The following is a 21401-nucleotide window of genomic DNA, read 5'->3' on the forward strand; positions in this document are numbered from 1 at the left end:
CTGCGCGCCGCGGCTAGAAGGCCGTGGCGAGCAGGTCGGCGTACAGCTCGTGCTCGTCGACCTCGAGGCCCTTGCTCCGGAACCAGCGACAGACGTTGGCGCAGTCGCGCAGCAGGAAGTCGAACCCCTGCGGGTTCGCGACCAGGTCGACGGTCTGCGGCAGGTCGATGACGACCAGCCGGTCGCCGGCCACGAGCAGGTTGTAGGCCGACAGGTCGCCGTGCACGAGCCCGTGCTGCGTCATCGTCGCCAGCGCCTCGCGGAGCTGCTCGAAGAGGTCGCGCAGCGGGTCCGGCGCAGGTCGCGACTGCGCGAGCCGAGGCGCGGTCTCGCCGTCGTGGCTGACCCACTCCATGAGGATCTCGGTGCCGTCGAGCTGCACCGGGTAGGGCACCGGCAGCCCGGCCTCCCAGCAGCGCACCAGCGTCGTCCACTCGGCGCCGGCCCACTGGCCGGCCGCCACGGCGCGCCCGAAGGCCGAGCCCTTCGCCGCCGCCCGGGCCTCGCGGCCGTCCTTGCCACGACGCCCCTCGGTGTAGGCGGCGTTGCGGTGGAAGTCGCGGTGGCCGGTGTCGCGGTAGCGCTTGGCGGCCATCACGACGGCCGGACCGTCGCGCACGGCGCGCTCCAGCAGGTGGACGTCGGCCTCCTTGCCGGTCTTCAGGACGCCGAGCTCGGTGTCGACCGCGCCGCGGTCGGTCACCACCCACGCGGGACGGGGCTCGGGTCCGCGGCACAGCGGCTCCACCGACCACCAGGTGGTCCAGCGCTGCGTCGCGTCGTCGGGGTCGTCGTACGGCGTGAAGTCGACGACGAAGTCGGGGTCGACCGGGTCAGTCGAGTCCTCGAGGAAGTACACGGGTGCTCCAGGGGGGCGAGAGGGGGTCGGCGGGCAGGCCGACGACAGCGATGCGCATCTCGTCCTCCTCTCCTCCCGGCCCGGGCCCGTCCCGTGCTCACGGTGACCCAGCGTCGAACGTCGTGGCGGCGGGCGGCAACCGGTTTTCCCGCCGAGAGGTCACTCGCTGACGTCCGAGGCGTCACTCGCTGACGTCCGAGAGGTCAATGGATGACGTACGGCCCGTCAGGCAGTGACGCCTCGGCGGTCAGGCAGTGACCTCTGGGCGGTCAGGCAGTGACCTCTGGGCGGTCAGGCAGTGACCTCTCGGCGGTCAGGCAGTGACTTCTCGGCGGTCAGGGAGTGACGCCTCGGCGGTCAGGGAGTGACCTCTCGGCGGAGGGTCAGGGGGCGTCGACCTCGGAGCGGTCGGAGGCCCAGAGGGTGTGGAAGGAGCCGGGGCGGTCGACGCGCTGGTAGGTGTGGGCGCCGAAGTGGTCGCGCAGACCCTGCACGAGGGCGGCGGGGAGACGCTCGCGACGCAGCGCGTCGAAGTAGGAGAGCGACGAGCCGAAGGCGGGCACGGGTACGCCGGCGGCCGCCGCGAGCGAGACCACGCGCCGCCAGCCGGCCTCGCCGTCCTTGAGGGCCCGGGCGAAGTACTCCTGCGTCATCAGGGTGGTGAGGTCGGGCTCCTGCTCGTAGGCCTCGCGGATGCGGTCGAGGAAGCGGGCGCGGATGATGCAGCCGCCGCGCCAGATGGTGGCGCAGACGCCGGGGTCGACGTCCCAGCCGTAGGTGTTGCTGCCCTCGGTGATCATGTCGAAGCCCTGCGCGTAGGCGACGACCTTGCAGGCGTAGAGCGCGGTGCGGACGTCCTCGACGAGCTGGTCGCGGTCCTCGATCGTCGGCACGTCGGCGGCGGAGGAGAAGACCTCGCGAGCGGCGGCGCGCTGCTCGGCGTGGCCCGACACGCTGCGGGCGAAGGTGGCCTCGGCGATGCCGGTGACGGGCACGCCGAGGTCGAGGGCGCTCTGCACGGTCCAGCGCCCGGTGCCCTTCTGCTCGGCCTGGTCGAGCACGACGTCGACGAAGGGGCGGCCGTCGGCGTCGTCGTGGGTGAGCACCTCGGCGGTGAGCTCGATCAGGAAGGACTCGAGGTCGCCGTCGTTCCACTCGTGGAAGATCTCGCCGATCTCGGCGGGGGAGAGCCCCAGCAGGGTGCGGAGCAGGTCGTAGGCCTCCGCGATCAGCTGCATGTCGGCGTACTCGATGCCGTTGTGGACCATCTTGACGAAGTGGCCGGCGCCGTCGGGGCCGATGTGCGCGGCGCACGGCGTGCCGTCGACCTGCGCGGCGATCGCCTCCACGACCGGTGCGAGGCGCTCGTAGGCGTGCTCGGAGCCGCCGACCATGATCGAGGGGCCCTCGAGGGCGCCGACCTCGCCGCCGGAGACGCCCATGCCGACGAAGTGGAGGTCGTGCTCGGCCAGCGCCTGCTGCCGCCGCAGGGTGTCCTCGTAGTGCGCGTTGCCCGCGTCGACGACGATGTCGCCCTCCTCGAGCAGCGGGACCAGCGCGTCGACGACGGCGTCGGTGGCCTCGCCCGCCTTGACCATCACCACGACGGCGCGCGGGCGCCGGATGCTCGCGACGAAGTCCTCCAGCGACTCCGACCCGACGAAGTCGCCCTCGTCGCCGTGCTCCTCGAGCAGCGCGGCGGTCTTGGCGTACGAGCGGTTGTGCACGGCCACGGTGTGCCCGTGGCGGGCCATGTTGCGGGCCAGGTTGCGGCCCATGGTGGCCAGGCCGGTCAGTCCGATGTCGGCGGTCGCGTCAGTGCTCACGGTCTCGAAGGTACCCCTCCCCGCCGCCCGCATCCGGGGCCTCAGGGCGCCACGAGGCGCCCCAGGGCCAGCCGGGCGAGCGGGGCGTACGCCGCCACGACGGGCAGCGGGCCGCGCACGCGCAGCCAGGTGCCGCTGCCGCCGGCCTCCTCGGTGACGCCGTGCTCGAGCCGCAGCGTGACCCGCGCCGGTCCGGCACCCAGCCGCACCTGCCACGCCCACGTGCGCGCGTCCTCGTCGACCGCGTCGACGCGGAACCGCACGGGCAGGGTCGGACGCCGCAGCAGCCCGGCGTGCACGGTGCCGTGGACGCCCGCCGCGATGCGGGCGGCGTCGGTCTCCACGCGCTGGATCTGCGGCGCCCAGCCCGCCCAGGCGGCCGGGTCGGCGTACCGCTCCCAGGCGATGTCGGGTGGGGCGGCTCCTCGGGTACTCAGGGTCACGGCAGCCATGCGCCCGGAGTACCCGTAGGTTGGCGCCGACCACGCAGACAGGAGCCCGATGACCCGCTTCACCGCGAGCAAGCAGTCCGCTGCCACCGTGAAGGCCTCGCGCGAGCAGGTGTGGGAGGCGCTCACCGACCCCGAGCTCCTGCCCCGGCTCACGCCGTACCTGCAGCGCATCGAGGTCTCCGACGGCGGACGCACCTGGACCTGGCACGTCACCAAGGTGCCGGTGCTGGGCCGCTCCATCGGCTCGACCTTCGTCGAGCGGATGGAGTTCGAGGAGCCGTCGCGGATCGGCTACGGCCCCCACCCGGACCACCCGGACCAGCAGACGCTGGTGCGCGGCGAGTACCACCTCGAGTCGCGCGGCACCGGCACCCGGGTCTCGATCGACATCGAGGTCAGCGTCGAGCTGCCCTTCCCCCGCGTGGCCCGACCGGCCGTCGAGCGCGGCATCGCGACGGTGATGGCCGGCATGGGCGTCGCCTTCTCCCGCAACCTGCTGCGCCACCTGGGGGAGCGATGAGGATCCTCGTGCTCGGAGCCTCGGGCTACGTCGGCTCCCGGCTGGTCCCGGCGCTGCTGGGCGCCGGTCACGAGGTGGTGGCCGCCTCCTCCTCGGCGCCGCGCCCCGACCGCTTCGCCTGGGGCCACCAGGTCGACTGGGCGCGCTGCGACGTGACCGAGGCGGGCGAGGTCGCCGCGGCGGTCGCCGATGTCGACGCGGTCTGCTACCTGGTGCACTCCCTCGACCGTCGCGGCTTCGAGGAGGTCGACCGGATCGGCGCCGAGGTCGTGCGCGACGCCGTACGCCGCTCCGGCGTGCGGCGCGTGGTCTACCTGTCGGGCCTGGTGCCCGACGCCCCGCTCTGCGACCTCTCCCCGCACATCCGCTCCCGGCTGGAGGTCGAGCAGGTCCTGCTCGAGGCCGCGTCGGAGGACTGCACCGTGGCCGCGCTCCGCGCCGGGGTGGTGATCGGCGCTGGCTCGACGTCGTTCGAGGTGATCCGCCAGCTCGCGACCCTGCTGGTCGTGCAGCCCGTGCCGACCTGGCTGGAGCACAAGGTGCAGCCGGTCGCGGTGACCGACCTGTTGCGCGCGATGACCGAGGCCTTCGACGAGGACCGCGTGCCGGCGCTCGAGGGGGCCGTCGACGTCGGGGGCCTGCGGGTGCTGAGCTACTCGCGGCTGCTCGCCGAGTGCTCCCGCGCCGCCGGGCTGCTCCGGCTGCGCGTGCCCGTCATCGCCGTCCCGAGCGGGCTGGCGGGCGTCGGCACCGCGGCGCTGGTGGCCGCCCCCTTCTGGACCGTCACGGCCCTGGTGCAGTCGCTGCGGCACGACATGGTCTGCCGCCCGTCGGCCACGTGGGAACCCGCCGACGCCGAGCCCCAGCTCTCGCTGCGGGCCGCTCTGCTGCGGTGCTTCGGCGAGCCGGGGGAGACCCCGGAGGCGCCGCTGCCCAGCGACGAGCCGTGGACCTCCCAGCAGCTGCCGCTGCTCGACTGGGTCCCCGCCCCCGCCACCGTGCGGGCCGGCGCCGGTCTGGTGCTCAAGCGCGCCCGCGGTGCTCTGGGAGCCCTGCCCTTCCGCTGACCCGGCCGTGCGGGTCGTGGTCGTTGACAGCGCCCGAGCTCGGCTGGTCTGATGGCGCCGCGCGTGGAAGCGCTCTCACCGACTCTCCAGGAGCACCGATCCGATGACCGAGCAGCGCCCCGACGCCGTGCAGTTCCCCACCGACTTCCTCTGGGGCACCGCCACCGCGGCGTACCAGATCGAGGGCGCTGCCTGGGAGGACGGCCGCTCGGCGTCGATCTGGGACACCTTCAGCCGGGTGCCGGGCGCGGTCGTCGACGGCGACACCGGCGACGTCGCGTGCGACCACTACCACCGGATGCCCGAGGACGTCGCGCTGATGGCCGCGCACGGCATCGGCTCCTACCGCTTCTCGGTGTCGTGGCCGCGGGTGCGACCCGACGCCGGCCCGGTCAACCCCGCCGGCCTCGCCTTCTACGACCGGCTCGTCGACGAGCTGCTGGCGCACGACATCGCGCCCTGGCTGACGCTCTACCACTGGGACCTGCCGCAGGCGCTGCAGGACGCCGGCGGCTGGGCGGTGCGCGACACGGCCCACCGCTTCGCCGAGTACGCCGTCTCCGTGCACGAGGCGCTGGGCGACCGCGTGCCCACGTGGACGACCCTCAACGAGCCCTGGTGCTCGGCCTTCCTCGGGCACGCGAGCGGTGCCCACGCCCCCGGGCACCAGGACCCGGCGGAGGCGATGCGGGCCATGCACCACCTGCTGCTGGGCCACGGCCTGGCGACGCAGGCGCTGCGCGAGCGCGGCGCCACCGGCCTCGGCATCACCCTCAACCTCACGGTCGCCGACCCGCAGGACCCCTCCGACCCCGAGGACGTCGACGCCGCCCGGCGCATCGACGGCCTGCACAACCGGGTCTTCCTCGACCCGGTGCTGCGCGGCAGCTACCCCCAGGACGTGCTCGACGACACCGCGTCGCTCGGCTGGACCGACGTCGTGCTCGACGGCGACCTGGAGACCATCTCGGCGCCGATCGACGTGCTGGGCGTCAACTACTACCGCGGCGACCTCGTCTCCGGACGGGTCGAGCCCGGCAGCGATCCGGGGCACAACACCCAGGACGGCCCCACGCCCTTCGTCTGTGCCGACCACGTCGGCTTCCCGGAGCGCGACCTGCCGCGCACCGACATGGACTGGGTGATCCAGCCCGAGGGGCTCACCCGGCTGCTGCTGCGGCTCTCCGAGGACTACCCGGGCGTGCCCCTGGTGGTGACCGAGAACGGCGCGGCCTTCCCCGACGTCGTCGACGCCGACGGCGAGGTGCACGACACCGACCGGGTCGAGTTCGTCGACCAGCACCTGCGCGCGGTGCACGACGCCGTCCAGCAGGGCGCCGACGTGCGCGGCTACTTCGTGTGGTCCTTCCTCGACAACTACGAGTGGGCCTTCGGCTACGCCAAGCGCTTCGGCATCGTCCGGGTCGACTACGACACGTTGGTGCGCACCCCGAAGGACAGCGCCCGCTACTACGCCGAGGTCGCGCGCTCCGGGCGCCTGCCCGCCCTGCCGGAGAGCTAGGCCGCGCCGTGGCCGGCCCCGCGCCCACGCTCGACGAGGTCGCGCGCCTGGCCGGGGTGTCGCGGGCCACGGCGTCGCGCGCGGTCAACGGCGGCCACCGGGTCAGCGCCGCGGCGCAGCGGGCGGTCGACGACGCGGTGCGCAGCCTGGGCTACGCGCCCAACCGGTCGGCGCGGGCGCTGGTCACCCGGCGCACCGACTCGGTCGCCGTGGTGGTGCCGGAGCCGGACGAGCGGGTCTTCGGCGACCCCTTCTTCGCCCGCGCGCTCCGCGGCGTCGACCGCGTGCTCGCGGAGCGGGAGATCCAGCTGGTGCTGCTGCTGGCGCGTCCGGGCGCCGACGGCGAGCGCGTCGTGCGCTACCTCTCCCGGGCCGCCGTCGACGGCGTGCTGCTCTTCTCCGCCCACCGCGACGACGCGCTGCCCGCCGCCCTGGCGGCCGGCGGGGTGCCCTGGGTGCTGGGTGGCCGACCCTGGGACCCCGTGGGCGACGTGTCCTCGGTCGACGTCGACAACGTGGCCGGCGGCCGGCACGCCACCCAGCACCTCGTGGCACGGGGACGCCGCCACGTCGGCCACGTCGCCGGCCCGACCGACATGACCGCCGCCGTCGACCGCTTCACCGGCTGGCAGGAGGCGCTGGGTGCCGCCGGGCTCCCGGACGACGCGCTGGCGCACGGCGACTTCACCGAGACCGGCGGCCGCGAGGCGGCCCGCCGCCTGCTGCAGGACCACCCCGACCTCGACGCGGTCTTCGCGGCGTCCGACCTGATGGCCCGCGGCGTGCTCCACGTGCTGGCCGAGACCGGACGCCGGGTGCCCGACGACGTCGCCGTGGTCGGCTACGACGACCTCGGGGTCGCGGCCGCGTGCACACCGCCCCTCACGACGATGCGGCAGCCGGTGGCCGAGATGGCCGAGCGCGCCACCCGGCTGCTCCTCGAGCAGGTCGACCGCGGCGGGGCCGCCGAGACCCAGCGACTCATGCTGGCGCCGCGCCTGGTGGCGCGGGCCAGCGGCTGATCAGGAGGGGCCCTCCAGGCGACGCCGGCGCCGCTCCTCGCGCCGCAGCTGCTTCTCCTCGAGGTGCCGCTCGAGCTCGGCGACCTGCGCCTCGCGCGCGGTGAGCATCCGGAACCACCCGGCGCCCGTCCCCAGGGTCACGAAGATCGGCCACGGGAAGGCCGTGCCGCCGCCGCCCAGGAGCACCGACACCCAGATCACCCAGCAGATCACCGTCGGGACCAGGAAGGACCACAGCGCCGCGTTGCGCCGGGCGGCGTACCTCTCCTCGGCCTCGCGGCGCATCGAGCGCACCGCGGGCCGCGGTGCCGACCGGTCGACGACGAGGTCGGCCACCAGCACCGGCAGCTCGCCGAGCGTCTTGGTCGCGCGCAGCCGGTCGCTGCGCTCGTCGAGCTCGTCGCGGTCGAGCCGGCCCTCGGCGTACGCCGTCGCGAGGACGTCGGCGATCACGTCGCGGTCGAGGTCGGAGGCCCGCAGGTGCGCGTGCGAGGGGAGTCGTGGGTCGTGGTCGAAGCGCTGCCAGACCCCCCGCTCGAGCTCAGCCATGGCGCCAGCCTAGTTCGCGGCGGGCGACGGTCCCGGCGGCGCATCGGCCGGCTCACCGGCCACGTCTCCGGCGAGCTCACCGGGCAGCAGCGACCAGCACTCCAGGTCCTGGCGCTCCTCGCCGCGGTGGTGCACGGAGCGCAGCACGCCCTCGAGCGTGTAGCCGACCCGGGCGCAGACCCGTGAGCTGGCGGGATTGCCGGTGGAGACCAGCGCGGTCAGGCGGAGCATCCCCTCGTCGAGCGCCCACCGGCTCAGCGCGTGCAGCGTGGCCGTCGCGACGCCCTGCCCGCGGGCGCCGGGCACCACGGCGTACCCGAGCTCGACCTCGCGCGCCGTCCGGTCGACGGGGCCGGTGACGGCGTAGCCGAGGAAGCGCCCGTCGTCGGGGTCGAGCACCGCCCACCCGTGGCGGCGCTCGCCGTCGAAGCCGGCGACCCAGGTGTCGATCCAGCCGTCGGGCATCGGCACCGGTACCCGGGTGAAGCGACGCACCTGCGCGTCCTGCATCGCGTCGAGGAGTGCCGGGACGTGCGCGGCGGTCAGGGGCACCAGGACGACGGGTCTCACGGCTCGATTCTGACCGGTGGGCAGGGACGGCGACGGTAGTTTTCCCTCCATGAGCCACACCCCGGAGCCCCACCCCGCCGTCGAGACCGTCGACGCCGTCGCCCTGGCGGAGCGCCTCGCCGTGGAGGGCGTGCGCGGCCTGCAGGTGGGGTGGGTCGACAACAACGGCATCGTGCGCAGCCGCGTGGTGCCGACGGGCGACCTGGAGGCCGCCCTGCGCCGCGGGGTGGGGGTGACGGCGGTCTTCGCCGTCTTCGACAGCCACGACGGCATCACCTTCGCCCACGAGGGCCTCGCGACGCCGTCGGGCGACGTGCGGCTTGTGCCGGCCGTCGACGCGCCCTCCGACGTGGTCGCCCTGGCGGGTCAGCCCGGCCTCGCGTGGGCCCACGGCCGACAGGTCGCCGCCGACGGCGAGCCCTGGCCGTACTGCCAGCGCACCGTCCTCGAGCGCACCGTGGCGCGGCTGGCCGACGCGGGCTTCGAGGCGCGGGCGGGCTTCGAGATCGAGCTCTACCTCTCCCGCGAGGGCGAGGAGGGCGCGCTGCTCCCCGCGCACCGCGGGCCGGCGTACTCGGCCAACGCCGTGCGCGACGCGGAGGACTTCGTGGTGGGCCTGCTCGGCGACCTGGAGGCCAACGGCCTGCGCGTGGGCCAGGTGCACGCGGAGTACGGCGGCGCCCAGGTCGAGCTCGCCCTGGCCCCGCTCGACCCGCTGGCCGCGGCCGACGCGCAGGTGCTGGCCCGCCAGACCATCCACGCCACCGCCCGCGACCACGGGCTGCGGGCCTCGCTCGCACCGCTGCCGGGACCCGACGTGGCGGGCAACGGCTGGCACCTGCACACCTCGCTGCTGCGCGAGGGCCGCAACGCGCTGACGGGCTCGGGCCCGCACGGCCTCTCCGACGTGGGGCGGGGCTACGTGGCCGGGCTGCTGCGCGAGCTCCCGGGCGTGGTCGCGGTGACGGCGCCGTCCACCGGTTCCCTGCTGCGACGGCGACCGCACTACTGGGCCGGCGCCTACGGGGTGTGGGGGGTGGAGAACCGCGAGGCGGCGCTGCGGCTGGTGCCGCCGTCGCGCCTGCTGGGCGAGGAGGTCACCAACGTCGAGCTCAAGGCGTGCGACGCCTCGGCCAACCCCTACCTGGCCATGGCGGTGGTGCTCGCCGCCGGTCTCGCCGGCGTGCAGGAGGGGCTGACCCCGCCCGAACCCGTGCAGGTCGATCCCGGCGGCCTCACCGACGAGGAGCGGGCCGCCGCCGGGGTGGCGCCGCTGGCCACCACGTGGGAGGAGCAGCGACGCCACCTCCTCGCCAGCGAGCTGGTCCGCGAGGTGCTGGGCGAGGACCTGCTCGGGGCCTTCGTGGCCTGCCGCGACGCCGACGCCGCCTGGGCCGCCGACAGGACCGACGCCGAGGTGCTCGGGTCGTTGCGATGGCTGTACTGACGTGCGGGGCCCGGTGACCGGGGCGACCCGGCTGCGGGGCCTCCCCGGTCACGAGCGGGTGCTCGCGCGGCACGCCGAGGCGCTGCCGCAGCCCGACCAGCTCTGCGGGCCGTGGTCGGCCCACGTGGCCCTGCACGCCGTCGTGGCGGCACCCCCGTCGGTCGTCGACCTCGCGCTGGCCTCCGGCTCCCGGATCTTCCCCAGCGACGTCGCCGAGTGGCGCCCGCCGGGCACCGTGCTCGACACCACCGGGTGGGGGGTGCTGCCGCACGTGGCGACGCCCGCCGGGAGCGGCACCGACGCCCGCGGGGTCGCCACCGGGGTCGAGGCGCTGACCGAGGCGGTGGTGGTGCCCGTCCGCGACGTGCCGGTCACGGGTCTCGGCACGCTGCTCCGGGCGCTGGTGGACGGTCCCGCGGTGGGGGTCGTGGCCAACGTGCGCACCGGTGCCGTCGACCCCGACGCACCCTTCGACGTCGGGCACTTCGTGGTCGTGTGGGGTGTCGACGACGCGGGCTCGGTGGCCCTGGCCGACTCCTACGCCGAGCTCGCCGACCCGGGCCGGCCGCCCGGGTGCCGCGTGGTCCGGCTCGAGGCGCTGCACGCCGGCCTCACCGAGCCGCCCGGTCGCGGCCTGCTGCTCCTGGTGGCCGCCTCCGACGCCGACGACGTACGCCGCCTGGTCGCGGAGGCCGGGGCCGACAGCACGCTCTGGTCGACCTGAGGCCGAGCGCCGCCGGCGGTCGCTACCAGCCGCGCTCGCGCCACTCCGCGAGGTGGGGCCGCTCGACGCCGAGCACCGAGTCGTCGCCGTGGCCGGGGTAGAACCAGGTCTCGTCGGGCAGGCGGCCGAAGAGGCGCTCCTCGACGTCGTCGACCAGGGAGACGAAGTCCTCGCTCGACCAGGTCTTGCCCACGCCCCCGGGGAAGAGCGAGTCGCCCGTCCACAGGTGCGGCGTCCCCTGCGGGTCGTCGTAGAGCAGGGCGATCGAGCCGGGCGTGTGGCCACGCAGGTGGATCACCTCCAGCCGCGCCTCCCCCAGCTGCACCACGTCGCCGTGCTCGACGGTGTCGTCGACCGTGACACCGGTCTGCTCGGCGATCGCCGCGGCGTCCGCGGCCCCGGCGACGGTGGTGGCGCCCGTGGCCGCGGCCAGCTCGGCGAGGGCGCGGTGGTGGTCCCAGTGCTGGTGGGTGGTCACGATGGTGGTGAGGCCGCCGGTGCCGGCGAGGGTGCGCAGCGCCTCGGGCTCGGCCGCGGCGTCGACGAGCAGCTGCTCGTCGGTGGCGCGGCAGCGCAGCAGGTAGCAGTTGTTGGACATCTCGTGGTCGACCGCGATCTTGGTCACCACCAGCCCGGCGAGCTCGCGGACGTCGGGCTTGCCGCCGGGGGAGACCTTGCCGGTGTACTGGCCGGTGTGCTGGCTCATGCGGCCAACCCTAGGGTGTGCCGCGTCACGCGCGGAGGGCTGTCCAGCCGCTCGCCGGGGCCGCGCGGGTGACTGTCGGTGGGCCGACGTAGGTTGCCGGTGACACCGATCGGGTGGTGCCGGATGGGTACGTCGTCCTGGCGGCGTCCGCTAGGGTGACGAACACGTGTTCGAAGCGCCATCTCGTCGGCGCCGCTCGCGAAGCACCACATCACAACGCAGCAGGGGTACATCTGTGGCTGATCAGCTGGTCGTCCGGGGAGCGCGGGAGCACAACCTCAAGGACGTCTCCGTCGACCTGCCCCGCGACAGCCTCATCGTCTTCACGGGGCTGTCGGGGTCGGGCAAGTCGAGCCTCGCCTTCGACACCATCTTCGCCGAGGGCCAGCGACGCTACGTCGAGTCGCTCTCGGCCTACGCCCGGCAGTTCCTCGGCCAGATGGACAAGCCCGACGTCGACTTCATCGAGGGCCTGAGCCCGGCGGTCTCGATCGACCAGAAGTCGACGTCGAAGAACCCCCGCTCCACCGTCGGCACCATCACCGAGGTCTACGACTACCTCCGGCTGCTCTTCGCGCGCGCCGGCCGCCCCCACTGCCCTGTCTGCCACGCACCGATCGAGCGGCAGACCCCGCAGCAGATCGTCGACCGGGTGATGCAGCTCGAGGAGGGCACCCGCTTCCAGGTGCTCGCCCCCGTCATCCGCGGCCGCAAGGGCGAGTACGTCGAGCTCTTCCGCACGCTGCAGACGCAGGGCTACAGCCGCGCCCGGGTCGACGGCGAGACCGTGCAGCTGGCCGACGCGCCCGCGCTGGAGAAGCAGCGCAAGCACACCATCGAGGTGGTGGTCGACCGGCTGGTGGTCAAGCCGAGCAGCAAGCGCCGGCTCACCGACTCGGTGGAGACCGCGCTCGGCCTCGCCTCCGGGCTCGTGGTCTTCGACCTGGTCGACCTCGACCCCAAGGACCCCCACAAGGAGCTCCGCTTCTCCGAGAAGATGTCGTGCCCCAACGAGCACGACATCGACACCGACGACCTCGAGCCCCGCTCCTTCTCCTTCAACTCGCCCTTCGGGGCCTGTCCCGAGTGCCACGGCCTCGGCACCCGGATGGAGGTCGACCCCGAGCTCGTGGTCAGCGACCCCGACGCCACCCTCGGCGAGGGGGTCATCCAGCCGTGGTCCGGCGCCCACGTCGCCGACTACTTCACCCGGCTGCTGGGCGCGCTCGGCGACGAGCTGGGCTTCGACCTCAACACGCCCTGGAAGGACCTGCCGGCCAAGGGCCGCAAGGCGATCCTGGAGGGCCACGCCACCAAGGTCCACGTGCGCCACACCAACCGCTACGGCCGTGAGCGCTCCTACTACACCGCCTTCGAGGGCGTGCGCCCCTACATCGAGCGGCGGCACGCCGAGGCCGAGACCGACACCAGCCGGGAGCGCTTCGAGGGCTTCATGCGCGAGGTGCCCTGCCCCGAGTGCGGCGGCAGCAGGCTCAAGCCGGTGTCGATGGCGGTCACCCTCGGTGGCGGCTTCGGCGAGGGCGGCCGGACCATCGCCGAGGTCTGCGCGCTCCCGATCAACGAGGCCGCCGACTGGCTCGGCCGGCTCGAGCTGAGCGCGCGCGAGCGGCAGATCGCGGAGCGGGTGCTCAAGGAGATCCAGGAGCGGCTGCGCTTCCTGCTCGACGTGGGCCTCGACTACCTCTCCCTCGACCGTCCCTCCGGGTCGCTCTCCGGCGGCGAGGCGCAGCGGATCCGTCTGGCCACCCAGATCGGGGCCGGGCTGGTCGGGGTGCTCTACGTGCTCGACGAGCCCAGCATCGGTCTCCACCAGCGCGACAACCAGCGCCTCATCGAGACCCTGGTGCGCCTCAAGGAGCTCGGCAACACCCTGATCGTGGTCGAGCACGACGAGGACACCATCAGCACCGCCGACTGGGTCGTCGACATCGGGCCCGGCGCCGGCGAGCACGGCGGTCAGGTGGTGCACTCCGGCAGCGTCGCCGACCTGCTCGAGCACCCCGACTCCGAGACCGGGCTCTACCTCTCGGGCCGCAAGTCGATCCCGGTGCCCGACGTACGCCGCCCGCGCACCAAGGGCCGCCAGCTCACCGTGCACGGGGCGCGGGAGAACAACCTGCGCGACATCGACGTGAGCTTCCCGCTCGGCTGCTTCGTCGCGGTCACCGGGGTCTCCGGCTCCGGCAAGTCGACGCTGGTCAACGACATCCTCTACACCTCGCTGGCCAAGCAGATCTACAACGCCCGCACCGTGCCCGGCCGGCACAAGCGGATCAGCGGGGTCGAGCACGTCGACAAGGTGATCCACGTCGACCAGTCGCCCATCGGCCGCACGCCGCGCTCCAACCCGGCCACCTACACCGGCGTCTTCGACCACGTGCGCAAGCTCTTCGCCTCCACGCAGGAGGCCAAGATGCGCGGCTACCAGCAGGGCCGCTTCTCCTTCAACGTCAAGGGCGGTCGCTGCGAGGCCTGCTCGGGCGACGGCACGCTCAAGATCGAGATGAACTTCCTGCCCGACGTCTACGTGCCGTGCGAGGTCTGCCACGGGGCGCGCTACAACCGCGAGACGCTCGAGGTGCACTACAAGGGCAAGACCATCGCCGACGTGCTGGACATGCCGATCGAGGAGGCCGTCGACTTCTTCGCCGCCATCCCGTCGATCGCGCGGCACCTGAAGACCCTGGTCGAGGTCGGGCTCGGCTACGTCCGGCTGGGGCAGCCCGCCACGACGCTCTCGGGCGGCGAGGCCCAGCGGGTCAAGCTCGCCAGCGAGCTGCAGAAGCGCTCGACCGGCCGCACGGTCTACGTGCTCGACGAGCCGACCACCGGGCTGCACTTCGAGGACATCCGCAAGCTCCTGGGCGTGCTCTCGAGCCTGGTCGACAAGGGCAACACCGTCCTGGTGATCGAGCACAACCTCGACGTCATCAAGACCGCCGACTGGATCGTCGACATGGGGCCGGCGGGCGGCAACAAGGGCGGCACCGTCGTCGCCGAGGGCACGCCCGAGCAGGTGGCGGGCGAGCCGGAGTCCTTCACCGGCCGGTTCCTGGCGCCGCTGCTGGAGGGACGCGTGGAGCGGGCCTCCGCCAAGCCCCGCAAGCGCGCTGCCCCGCGCAAGCGGGCTGCCGCGCGCGGCTGACCCCCGACCCCTGGCGCACCACCGGCCGGTCACCCCCCACGGGTGACCGGCCGGCGTCGTGCTGGGCGATGCCTCAGGCGGGGGGCGCCGCCCAGAAGATGCCACGGGCGCCCTGGCTCAGACCGCCCTTGGGGTGGGTCCGGAAGAAGACCGAGGTGCCGAAGACCAGGCCGCGCGAGCCCGAGGCCGAGGTCCCGGAGACCACCGACGGCTTGCCGGCGGCATAGGCCTCGCCCTCCTCGCCCGTGCCGACCCAGTGGCCGGCGAGCAGCGGTCCGCGGGCGGCGTACCGCTCCTGGATGCTGGCCCGTGCGCCGAGGTCGACGAAGGAGACGGCCGGGTAGACGAAGGCCGAGCGCTGCTCGTGCCGGCCGCCCAGCACGCCGTTGTCGACCGCGTCGACGCGGACGATGCCGTTGCTGTTGCCCTCGCCCTCGACCGGGGTGGCCTGCACGACACCGAGGCTCGACATCGTGCGAGCGGCGCCCGCGCCGCTGCCGACGAGCCCGCCGCCGCCCTGGACGAACGACGCGACCGCCCGGCGCCCGACGACCTGGTCGTCCTCGAACTCCAGCTCGGAGCCCAGCCAGATCACGTCGACGCCGTTGAGCACCGCCGGCGAGTCGTCGATCGCGGTGCCGTCGACCGGCACCAGGTCGTCGAAGCCCAGCTCGCGCAGCGCGAGCATGTCGTCCTGGGTGCCGGTGTAGGCGACCCGGAGGTCGTCGAGCTTCTTCGTGGTCGGGGCACGCAGCGCGCGCACCTGTCGCGCGGACGCCGGCACCATCCGCACGTCGTGGGCCCGCGCGATGCTCCGGACCGTCTCGGAGTCACGCCCGGTCACGGGGGTGCCGTCACGCAGCAGCCGGACCCCGACCCCGCGGTCGAGCAGGGCGTTGAGGGCGCGGTAGTCGGCGACGCCGGCGAGCTTGAAGGTGAGGTTGCGCGCCGGTCGGGCCACACCGCCCACGCGGGTGGGGGCCGAGACCCGACGCAGGTGGGGCACGGTGCGGGCGTTGACCCGGCCGATCTTGTCGACGGTGGCCCCCCACAGGTAGGAGTAGCTCCACGCGGAGATGTCGTACATCGTGGGCACCTTCTCGGAGATGTCGCCCCCGAGGTCGAGCAGCGTGTTGGCCAGGCCGCGCAGCGGCTGGGCCATGTCGACGACGTAGGTGCCGGTCGGGTAGGTGCGGGTGCCGAGGCGCGTCGGCCTGGTCAGGCGGCTGACCTCGACGTCGTGGAAGAGCAGCTGGCGGACCAGCGCGCTGGCGTCGCTCCGCGAGCGCTGACGGGCGCCCATCGGGATCGCGTAGACCCGCGGGACGGTGACGGCGTCCTGGTCGTCGGCGACGTCCCAGTGCTGCTTCCACTGGTCGGGGCCGGGGACCGCGGCGATGTCGTCGGCGGTGAGCGCCTGCTTGGCCTCGCCCGCCTCCCCGCGGCGGAAGACCTCGATCTGGTCGGCCAGCATGTCCTCGGAGTTGTCGGCGACGTACTCGACCAGGCTGGTGATGGTCTGCTCGGCCACCGCCACGTTGGTCACGGCGTTGCTCGGCGTCTGGCTCGAGCCGTTGGGACGGGCGAGGGGGAGCTCGACGGTGCTGGTGACGGCGCCGTGGTAGGCGGCGTACTGCGCGGTGAAGATCGGCGGGTAGTCGTCCCAGCCCGAGGGGGTGTCGCGGTAGGGGATGGCGATGTGGGCGGTGTCCTCGGAGGTGTTCTCCTCCACGACGTCGCCTGTCGCGACGTTGTAGTAGGTGTTGCCGGGGATGTCGGCCGCGACCACGTCCTGCTCGACCTTCAGCGCGGCGGCGTAGCCGTGCGGCAGGAAGAGGTCGTACTCGTAGTTCTCGCCGTGGGGCGGACCGCAGGGCTCCACCTGCAGCACGTCGGTGTAGCCGTGCAGGTCCGCGGCGTACATCGGCTGGATCGCCTGCGCCGTCCGGACGTAGCTGGTGGCCTCGGGGGTGGTGTTGGTGATCATGTCGCGGTTGGCGTCGAGCGCGAGCCCGGTGCGCCGCGTGCCGACGGTGCGGCCGTCGGGGTTGAGGGCGACGCTGAAGTAGAGCCGGTGGCCGTCGAGCAGCTCGCCGACCTCGCTGCGGGGTGCGGTGGCCAGGTCCTCGATGTAGTTCAGCGCGGCGTCGGTGCCCTCCCACTCGTTGCCGTGGATGTTGGCGCTGATCCAGATCGGGGTCTTGTAGCCGGCGCGGAGCTTGGCGTCGCGAGCGGCGCGGGCGGGCTCCTCGCGCATCTTCTCCCGCCAGGCGGTCTGCCGGCCGGTCTCGGCCCGCGACTCCGGCGAGGTGACCGTGACCAGGTAGAGGTCGCGGCCTCCCGTGGTGCGACCGACGACCTGGGTCGAGACCCGGCGGCTGCGCTCCATCAGGTCGGTCAGGGTGCGGCCGATCTCGTCGTAGGCGATGAGCTCGCCGGTGTCGGCTGCGTCGTCGGGCGTCGCGTCGGGGAAGGTGCGCAGCCGTGGCTGGCTTGGGTACGACGTCGGCATCGCGAGCGGCGCGGGCAGCGAGACGGCCGGCGACACGCTGCGCTGCAGCGTGCCGATGCCGGCGTCGCGCATCTGGGCGCCGAGCTCGGCGAGCTCCGTCGCGGCGACGTCGGAGGAGGAGCCGCGGGTGTCGGGCGAGTCCGGGGAGGGCGCGGGTGCGGCGGCGGCCGGCCCGACGAGCGTCGTGACCAGCGCGCCCGCGAGCGACGCGGCGGCGGCGGTGAGGAGAGGGGAGGAGCGCACTGCGGGGCCTCGCTGTCCAGGAGGGGAAGGTAGGCCAACCGTGGCCCACGATCGCGGTGGGACGAAGCGGCCACGCCGCGCAGGACCCGACCAGACCGCCATCCGGTGGCCGAGCGACCCGTGTGAGGACCTTGTGAGGACCTTGTGAGTCCGGTGCCGGGCCTCCTGCGGGCTGGTTGACGTTTGTACGGTGGTGCTCACGCGGGCCAGGCGGGCCCACATCCCCTCCGGAGGACCTTCATGGACGACCGCACCGCGACCGAGGACCTGCACGCCGTCCCCACCCGTCACCCCTCGTCACGGCGCGCCGTCTTCGGCGGGGTGCTCGGCCTCGGCGTCGCCCTGCCCGTGCTCGCTGCCTGCGGGTCCGGCGACGAGGAGGCCTCGTCGGGAGGGAGCCCGAGCGAGGCCGAGTCGAGCGCGGGCGGTTCGGGCGACGCCGGCGGCAGCGCCGACAGCGATTCCAGCGGCGCCGCGGACGCGCTCACCACGACCGGCGACGTGCCCGTCGGCGGTGGCGCGATCTTCGAGGAGCAGAAGGTCGTGGTCACCCAGCCCACCGAGGGTGACTTCAAGGCCTTCTCGGCGACCTGCACGCACCAGGGGTGCCTGGTCACCGAGGTCACCGACGGCGGCATCGACTGCGCCTGCCACGGCAGCATCTTCAGCATCGAGGACGGCTCGGTGGTCGAGGGCCCGGCCGAGGAGGCGCTCGCCGAGATGACCGTCACCGTCGACGGCGACAACATCAGCGTCAGCTGACGCGGCGCCGGGGCGCGGGTCAGTCGGGGCGCTTGACCGCCAGCACCGCGCACGGGGCGTCGAGCAGCACCTGCTGGGCGGTGCTGCCGGTGATCACCTTGCCGACCGGGCTGCGGCGGCGCAGCCCGATCACCGCGAGGTCCGCTCGCTCGCTCGTCGCGGCGCCCAGCACGGCCTCGGCCGCCGAGCGACCGTCGACGGGCTGGAGCACCTCGTGCTCGATCCCCGCCGCGGTGAGCTCGGCGGCGATCGCGTCGAGGTCCTGCGGTGAGGCGAAGTCGGGATGGGAGTTGTCACCGTGCCGGCCGGTGTTGACCACCACGAGCCTCGCGCCGCTCGCGCTGGCCCAGGCGAGCGCGGTCTCGTACGCCGCGGCGCCCTCCGGGGTGGGCAGGTAGCCCACGACGACGGTGCGCAGCTCGGCCGGTCCGGGAGCCGCGCTCATCGCAGGCTCTGCTCGTCGTCGGGCACCTCGGCGGCGCCGGTCATGATGGCGACGGCGTCCTGCATCGAGTGCGTCTGGGGGCTGATCACGGCGGCGCGGCCCCCCAGCCGCTGCACGTGGATGCGGTCGGCGACCTCGAAGACGTTGGGCATGTTGTGGCTGATGAGGATGACTCCGAGTCCCTTCTCGCGCAGGTCCTGGACCAGTCTCAGCACCTGCCCGGTCTCGCGCACGCCGAGGGCGGCGGTGGGCTCGTCGAGGATAGCGACCTTGCTGCCGAAGGCCCCGGTGCGGGCAACGGCGACGACCTGCCGCTGGCCCCCCGAGAGCGTCTCGACCGACTGGTTGATGTTCTGCAGCGTCGAGATGCCGAGGTCCTTGATGTGCTGCTCGGCCTGGTCGCGCATCGCCTTCTTGTCGAGCATCCGCAGCGCGCTGCCGAGGAAGCCGGGCCGGCGGATCTCGCGTGCCAGGAAGAGGTTGCTCGCGATGTCGAGCGCCGGGGCGACCGCGAGCGTCTGGTAGACGGTCTCGATCCCGGCCGCCCGCGCCTCCTGGGTCGAGCCGAAGCGCACCTCGCGCCCGTCGACCCGGATGGTGCCGCGGTCGGGCGTCATGGCACCCGAGAGGCACTTGATCAGGGTCGACTTGCCCGCGCCGTTGTCGCCGATCACGGCCAGCACCTCGCCGGGGAAGAGCCGCACGTCGACGCCGCGCAGCCCCACCACCCGGCCGAAGAGCTTCACCAGGCCCTCGGCCTCGAGGACCGGGCCGGTGTCGTGGGCGGCCGGTGACCGCTCCTGTGCCTCGGTCTGACTCATGCCTTGACCCTCCGGATCCACTGGTCGACCGCCACCGCGAGGATCACCAGGATGCCGGTGGCGAGCACCTGGTAGTTGGGGTCGACGCCCGCGAGCGCCAGGCCGGAGTTGAAGACCTGCACGATCAGCGCCCCCAGCAGCGAGCCGATCACCAGGCCGCGCCCGCCGAAGAGGCTGGTGCCGCCGATGACGACGGCGGTGATGCTCATTAGGTTGTAGTTGAGCCCGGCGTTGGGGTCGGCGCCGCCGACACGGCCGCACAGGATCCACGCCGCCACGCCGACGGTCACGCCCGCGACGACGTACGCCGAGAGCAGCACCCGCTTGGTGCGGATGCCGGCGAGCTCGGCGGCGTCGCGGTCGTCGCCGGTGGCGTAGAGGTGGCGACCCCAGGCGGTGTTGCGCAGCGCGAAGCCCACGCCGGCGTACAGCACCAGCATCAGCAGCACGCCCCAGGTGATGCCGACGCTGCCGATGCGGATCGTCTCGCCGGTCCAGAGCAGGAAGGAGTCGTCGGGCAGTGCGGTGGTCTGGCCGGCGGCGTACAGCAGGGCGACCGCGGTGAAGATCGAGAAGGTGCCGAGCGTGACGATGAAGGGCGGCAGGTTGATGCGGGTCACCAGCACGCCGTTGACGACGCCGGTGAGGATGCCCGCGGCGATGCCGATCAGGAGCGCCAGCGGGCCGGGGACGCCGTGGTCGAAGTTGAGCTTCACCATCACCAGCGACGAGAGCACCATCGCCATGCCGATGGAGAGGTCGATGCCGGCGGTGAGGACGATGACGGTCTGACCCACCGCCAGGGCGCCCACGACTGCCATCTGCTGCACCAGCAGCGAGAGCGACTGCGGCCGCAGGAAGTTCTCCGAGACCACGCCGAAGACGAGCACCGCCACGACGAGCACGATCAGCGGGCTCAGCGCGGGGTTGCGGTGCAGCAGGTGCTGGACCCGCTGCGCGGGGGAGTGCCGGCTCGGCACCAGCTCCTCGGCGGACGCGGGTGCGGTCTGTTCGCTCACTCGGTGTCTCCCGTCATCCCCAGCACTCCTCGAGCCCCTGGTCCACGCTCTGGCTCTCGACGCCGTCGATCGGCTCGGCGGTGACGAGGTTGGTGCCCGTGTCGACGAAGGACTCGCCGTCGGGCAGCTCGGGGGCCTCGCCGCCCGCGCCGATCTCGGCGACGGACTCGACGCCGAGCTGCGCCATCTTGCCGGGGTACTGCGTCGCGTCGGCGGCGAAGACGCCCTCGCGCACGCTCTCCAGCCCGCCGCAGCTGCCGTCGATCGTGACGATGAAGGCGTCGCGCTCGCGACCCTCCGCGCGCAGGGCGGCGTAGGCACCCTCGCCGGCCGGCTCGTTGATCGTGTAGACGACGTTGACCTCGGGGTTGCGCGAGAGGCACTGCTCCATGGCCTGGCGACCGCCGTCGATGGCGCCCTGGGTGGCCTCGTGGCAGACGATCTCGTAGTCGCCGCCGCGCCCGGCGGCGTACCGGCCGGTGGGCTCCTCGCTGCCGTAGACGCGCTTGTCGGGCACCTCGATGCCCATGCCGTCGAGGAAGCCGGTATCGCGCTCGACGTCGACGGAGACGACCTGGTCGTCGTAGAGGTCGAGCATCGCGATCACGGCCTTCTCGCCGTCGAGGCGGGCGGCGGCGTACTCACCGATCAGCCGGCCGGCCGCGAAGTTGTCGGTGGCGTAGGTCAGGTCGGCGGTCTCGACGGGGTCGAGCGGGGTGTCGAGGGCGATGACGTAGAGGCCGTACTCCTCGGCCAGTCGGAGTGCGGCGTTGACCGCGGGGCCGTTGGAGGTGATCAGGATGCCCTCGTCGCCGCGGGCGATGGCGGTGTAGATCGCGTTGATCTGGTTCTGCGTGTCGCCGTCGGCGGTGCCGGCCGCGACCGAGAGCCGGGTGCCCCCGGCCCGCGCCTCCTCGCGAGCGGCGTCGCGCATCGCCACGAAGAACGGGTTGGTCTGCGTCTTGAGGATCAGCGAGACGCCGGGGCCCTCGTCGTCGCCGCCGTCGCCGGCGCAGCCGGCGAGCACCGCTGCCAGCGCCAGGGCGAGCAGCGTCACCGCCCCGCGCCTCGTCCGTCGTGCCACCACGCTGTGACCTCCCGAGTCGGCTCCCATCCGTACTCCTGTCGGGGACGGACCGCAAGCACCGGCCTCCTGCGACCGTGCGCGG

19 protein-coding genes are annotated in these 21401 nt (G+C 73.6%); 8 read left to right on the forward strand and 11 right to left on the reverse strand.

Features of this window, described 5'->3' with window-relative positions:
• Nucleotides 1-13 precede the first annotated feature (13 nt).
• From IG63_RS0109890 to IG63_RS0109900, 3 genes are all read right to left on the reverse strand, one after another.
• Nucleotides 14-859: a serine protein kinase RIO gene (locus tag IG63_RS0109890; RefSeq protein ID WP_030484208.1), complete on the reverse strand. Its 846-nt coding sequence runs from the start codon at nt 857-859 to the stop codon at nt 14-16.
• Nucleotides 860-1242: 383 nt separating this feature from the next.
• On the reverse strand, nt 1243-2718 hold the full coding sequence (gene gndA / locus IG63_RS0109895; RefSeq protein WP_051706511.1) for an NADP-dependent phosphogluconate dehydrogenase: 1476 nt from the start codon (nt 2716-2718) through the stop codon (nt 1243-1245).
• A gap of 8 nt (nt 2719-2726) precedes the next feature.
• On the reverse strand, nt 2727-3137 hold the full coding sequence (locus IG63_RS0109900; RefSeq protein WP_030484210.1) for an SRPBCC family protein: 411 nt from the start codon (nt 3135-3137) through the stop codon (nt 2727-2729).
• A 49-nt stretch (nt 3138-3186) separates the two neighbouring features.
• Between IG63_RS0109900 and IG63_RS0109905 the strand changes: the two genes are divergently transcribed.
• From IG63_RS0109905 to IG63_RS22635, 4 genes are all read left to right on the forward strand, one after another.
• The gene (locus tag IG63_RS0109905) at nt 3187-3657 is read left to right on the forward strand and encodes an SRPBCC family protein (RefSeq protein WP_030484211.1); all 471 of its coding nucleotides are present in this window, start codon (nt 3187-3189) and stop codon (nt 3655-3657) included.
• Nucleotides 3654-4724: an NAD-dependent epimerase/dehydratase family protein gene (locus tag IG63_RS0109910; protein WP_084596920.1), complete on the forward strand. Its 1071-nt coding sequence runs from the start codon at nt 3654-3656 to the stop codon at nt 4722-4724. Before IG63_RS0109905 ends, IG63_RS0109910 begins: the two co-directional genes overlap by 4 nt.
• A gap of 103 nt (nt 4725-4827) precedes the next feature.
• A complete protein-coding gene (locus IG63_RS22630) occupies nt 4828-6246 on the forward strand; it encodes a GH1 family beta-glucosidase (protein ID WP_030484213.1) in 1419 nt (472 codons plus the stop codon).
• Between the two features lie 8 nt (nt 6247-6254).
• Complete coding sequence (locus IG63_RS22635; RefSeq protein ID WP_030484214.1) at nt 6255-7268, forward strand: LacI family DNA-binding transcriptional regulator; 1014 nt, start codon at nt 6255-6257, stop codon at nt 7266-7268.
• On the opposite strand, the gene IG63_RS21510 is transcribed toward IG63_RS22635, so the two are convergent.
• Both IG63_RS21510 and IG63_RS20635 read right to left on the reverse strand, forming a co-directional pair.
• The gene (locus tag IG63_RS21510; RefSeq protein WP_051706515.1) at nt 7269-7817 is read right to left on the reverse strand and encodes a DUF1707 SHOCT-like domain-containing protein; all 549 of its coding nucleotides are present in this window, start codon (nt 7815-7817) and stop codon (nt 7269-7271) included.
• Nucleotides 7818-7826: 9 nt separating this feature from the next.
• Nucleotides 7827-8387 (reverse strand): GNAT family N-acetyltransferase, encoded by a 561-nt coding sequence (locus IG63_RS20635; RefSeq protein ID WP_051706517.1) that lies wholly within the window; start codon nt 8385-8387, stop codon nt 7827-7829.
• A gap of 49 nt (nt 8388-8436) precedes the next feature.
• On the opposite strand from IG63_RS20635, the gene IG63_RS0109935 reads away from it, so the two are divergent.
• Both IG63_RS0109935 and IG63_RS0109940 read left to right on the forward strand, forming a co-directional pair.
• A complete protein-coding gene (locus IG63_RS0109935) occupies nt 8437-9834 on the forward strand; it encodes a type I glutamate--ammonia ligase (RefSeq protein ID WP_051706518.1) in 1398 nt (465 codons plus the stop codon).
• A 13-nt stretch (nt 9835-9847) separates the two neighbouring features.
• A complete protein-coding gene (locus tag IG63_RS0109940; RefSeq protein ID WP_157210102.1) occupies nt 9848-10558 on the forward strand; it encodes a DUF6885 family protein in 711 nt (236 codons plus the stop codon).
• Nucleotides 10559-10580: 22 nt separating this feature from the next.
• Here the strand turns inward: IG63_RS0109940 and IG63_RS0109945 are convergent, their stop codons facing one another.
• On the reverse strand, nt 10581-11264 hold the full coding sequence (locus tag IG63_RS0109945) for an MBL fold metallo-hydrolase (protein ID WP_030484219.1): 684 nt from the start codon (nt 11262-11264) through the stop codon (nt 10581-10583).
• Between the two features lie 235 nt (nt 11265-11499).
• Between IG63_RS0109945 and uvrA the strand changes: the two genes are divergently transcribed.
• Nucleotides 11500-14430 carry an excinuclease ABC subunit UvrA gene (gene uvrA / locus IG63_RS0109950; protein ID WP_036195013.1) on the forward strand — a complete coding sequence of 977 codons (2931 nt, stop codon included), beginning with the start codon at nt 11500-11502 and terminating at the stop codon, nt 14428-14430.
• A gap of 73 nt (nt 14431-14503) precedes the next feature.
• Here the strand turns inward: uvrA and IG63_RS0109955 are convergent, their stop codons facing one another.
• Nucleotides 14504-17185: a M14 family zinc carboxypeptidase gene (locus tag IG63_RS0109955; RefSeq protein ID WP_036195016.1), complete on the reverse strand. Its 2682-nt coding sequence runs from the start codon at nt 17183-17185 to the stop codon at nt 14504-14506.
• A gap of 240 nt (nt 17186-17425) precedes the next feature.
• Here IG63_RS0109955 and IG63_RS0109960 point away from each other — a divergent pair, with 240 nt between their 5' ends.
• Entirely contained in the window at nt 17426-17947 is a 522-nt protein-coding gene (locus IG63_RS0109960; RefSeq protein WP_051706520.1) for a Rieske (2Fe-2S) protein, read from the forward strand.
• 19 nt (nt 17948-17966) lie between these two features.
• Here the strand turns inward: IG63_RS0109960 and IG63_RS0109965 are convergent, their stop codons facing one another.
• From IG63_RS0109965 to IG63_RS0109980, 4 genes are read right to left on the reverse strand one after another with little or no spacing between them, the layout of a single operon-like run.
• Nucleotides 17967-18392 carry a universal stress protein gene (locus IG63_RS0109965; protein ID WP_030484223.1) on the reverse strand — a complete coding sequence of 142 codons (426 nt, stop codon included), beginning with the start codon at nt 18390-18392 and terminating at the stop codon, nt 17967-17969.
• Entirely contained in the window at nt 18389-19213 is an 825-nt protein-coding gene (locus tag IG63_RS0109970) for an ATP-binding cassette domain-containing protein (protein ID WP_051706522.1), read from the reverse strand. Before IG63_RS0109970 ends, IG63_RS0109965 begins: the two co-directional genes overlap by 4 nt.
• The gene (locus IG63_RS0109975; protein WP_030484225.1) at nt 19210-20232 is read right to left on the reverse strand and encodes an ABC transporter permease; all 1023 of its coding nucleotides are present in this window, start codon (nt 20230-20232) and stop codon (nt 19210-19212) included. The genes IG63_RS0109970 and IG63_RS0109975 overlap by 4 nt, the downstream gene beginning before the upstream one ends.
• A 13-nt stretch (nt 20233-20245) precedes the next feature.
• Nucleotides 20246-21289, reverse strand: a complete 1044-nt coding sequence (locus IG63_RS0109980; RefSeq protein WP_211249277.1) for a substrate-binding domain-containing protein — start codon at nt 21287-21289, stop codon at nt 20246-20248.
• Between the last annotated feature and the right edge of the window lie 112 nt (nt 21290-21401).

Origin of the sequence: Nocardioides aequoreus (assembly GCF_000720335.1) — a bacterium.
Lineage (GTDB): Bacteria > Actinomycetota > Actinomycetes > Propionibacteriales > Nocardioidaceae > Marmoricola > Marmoricola aequoreus.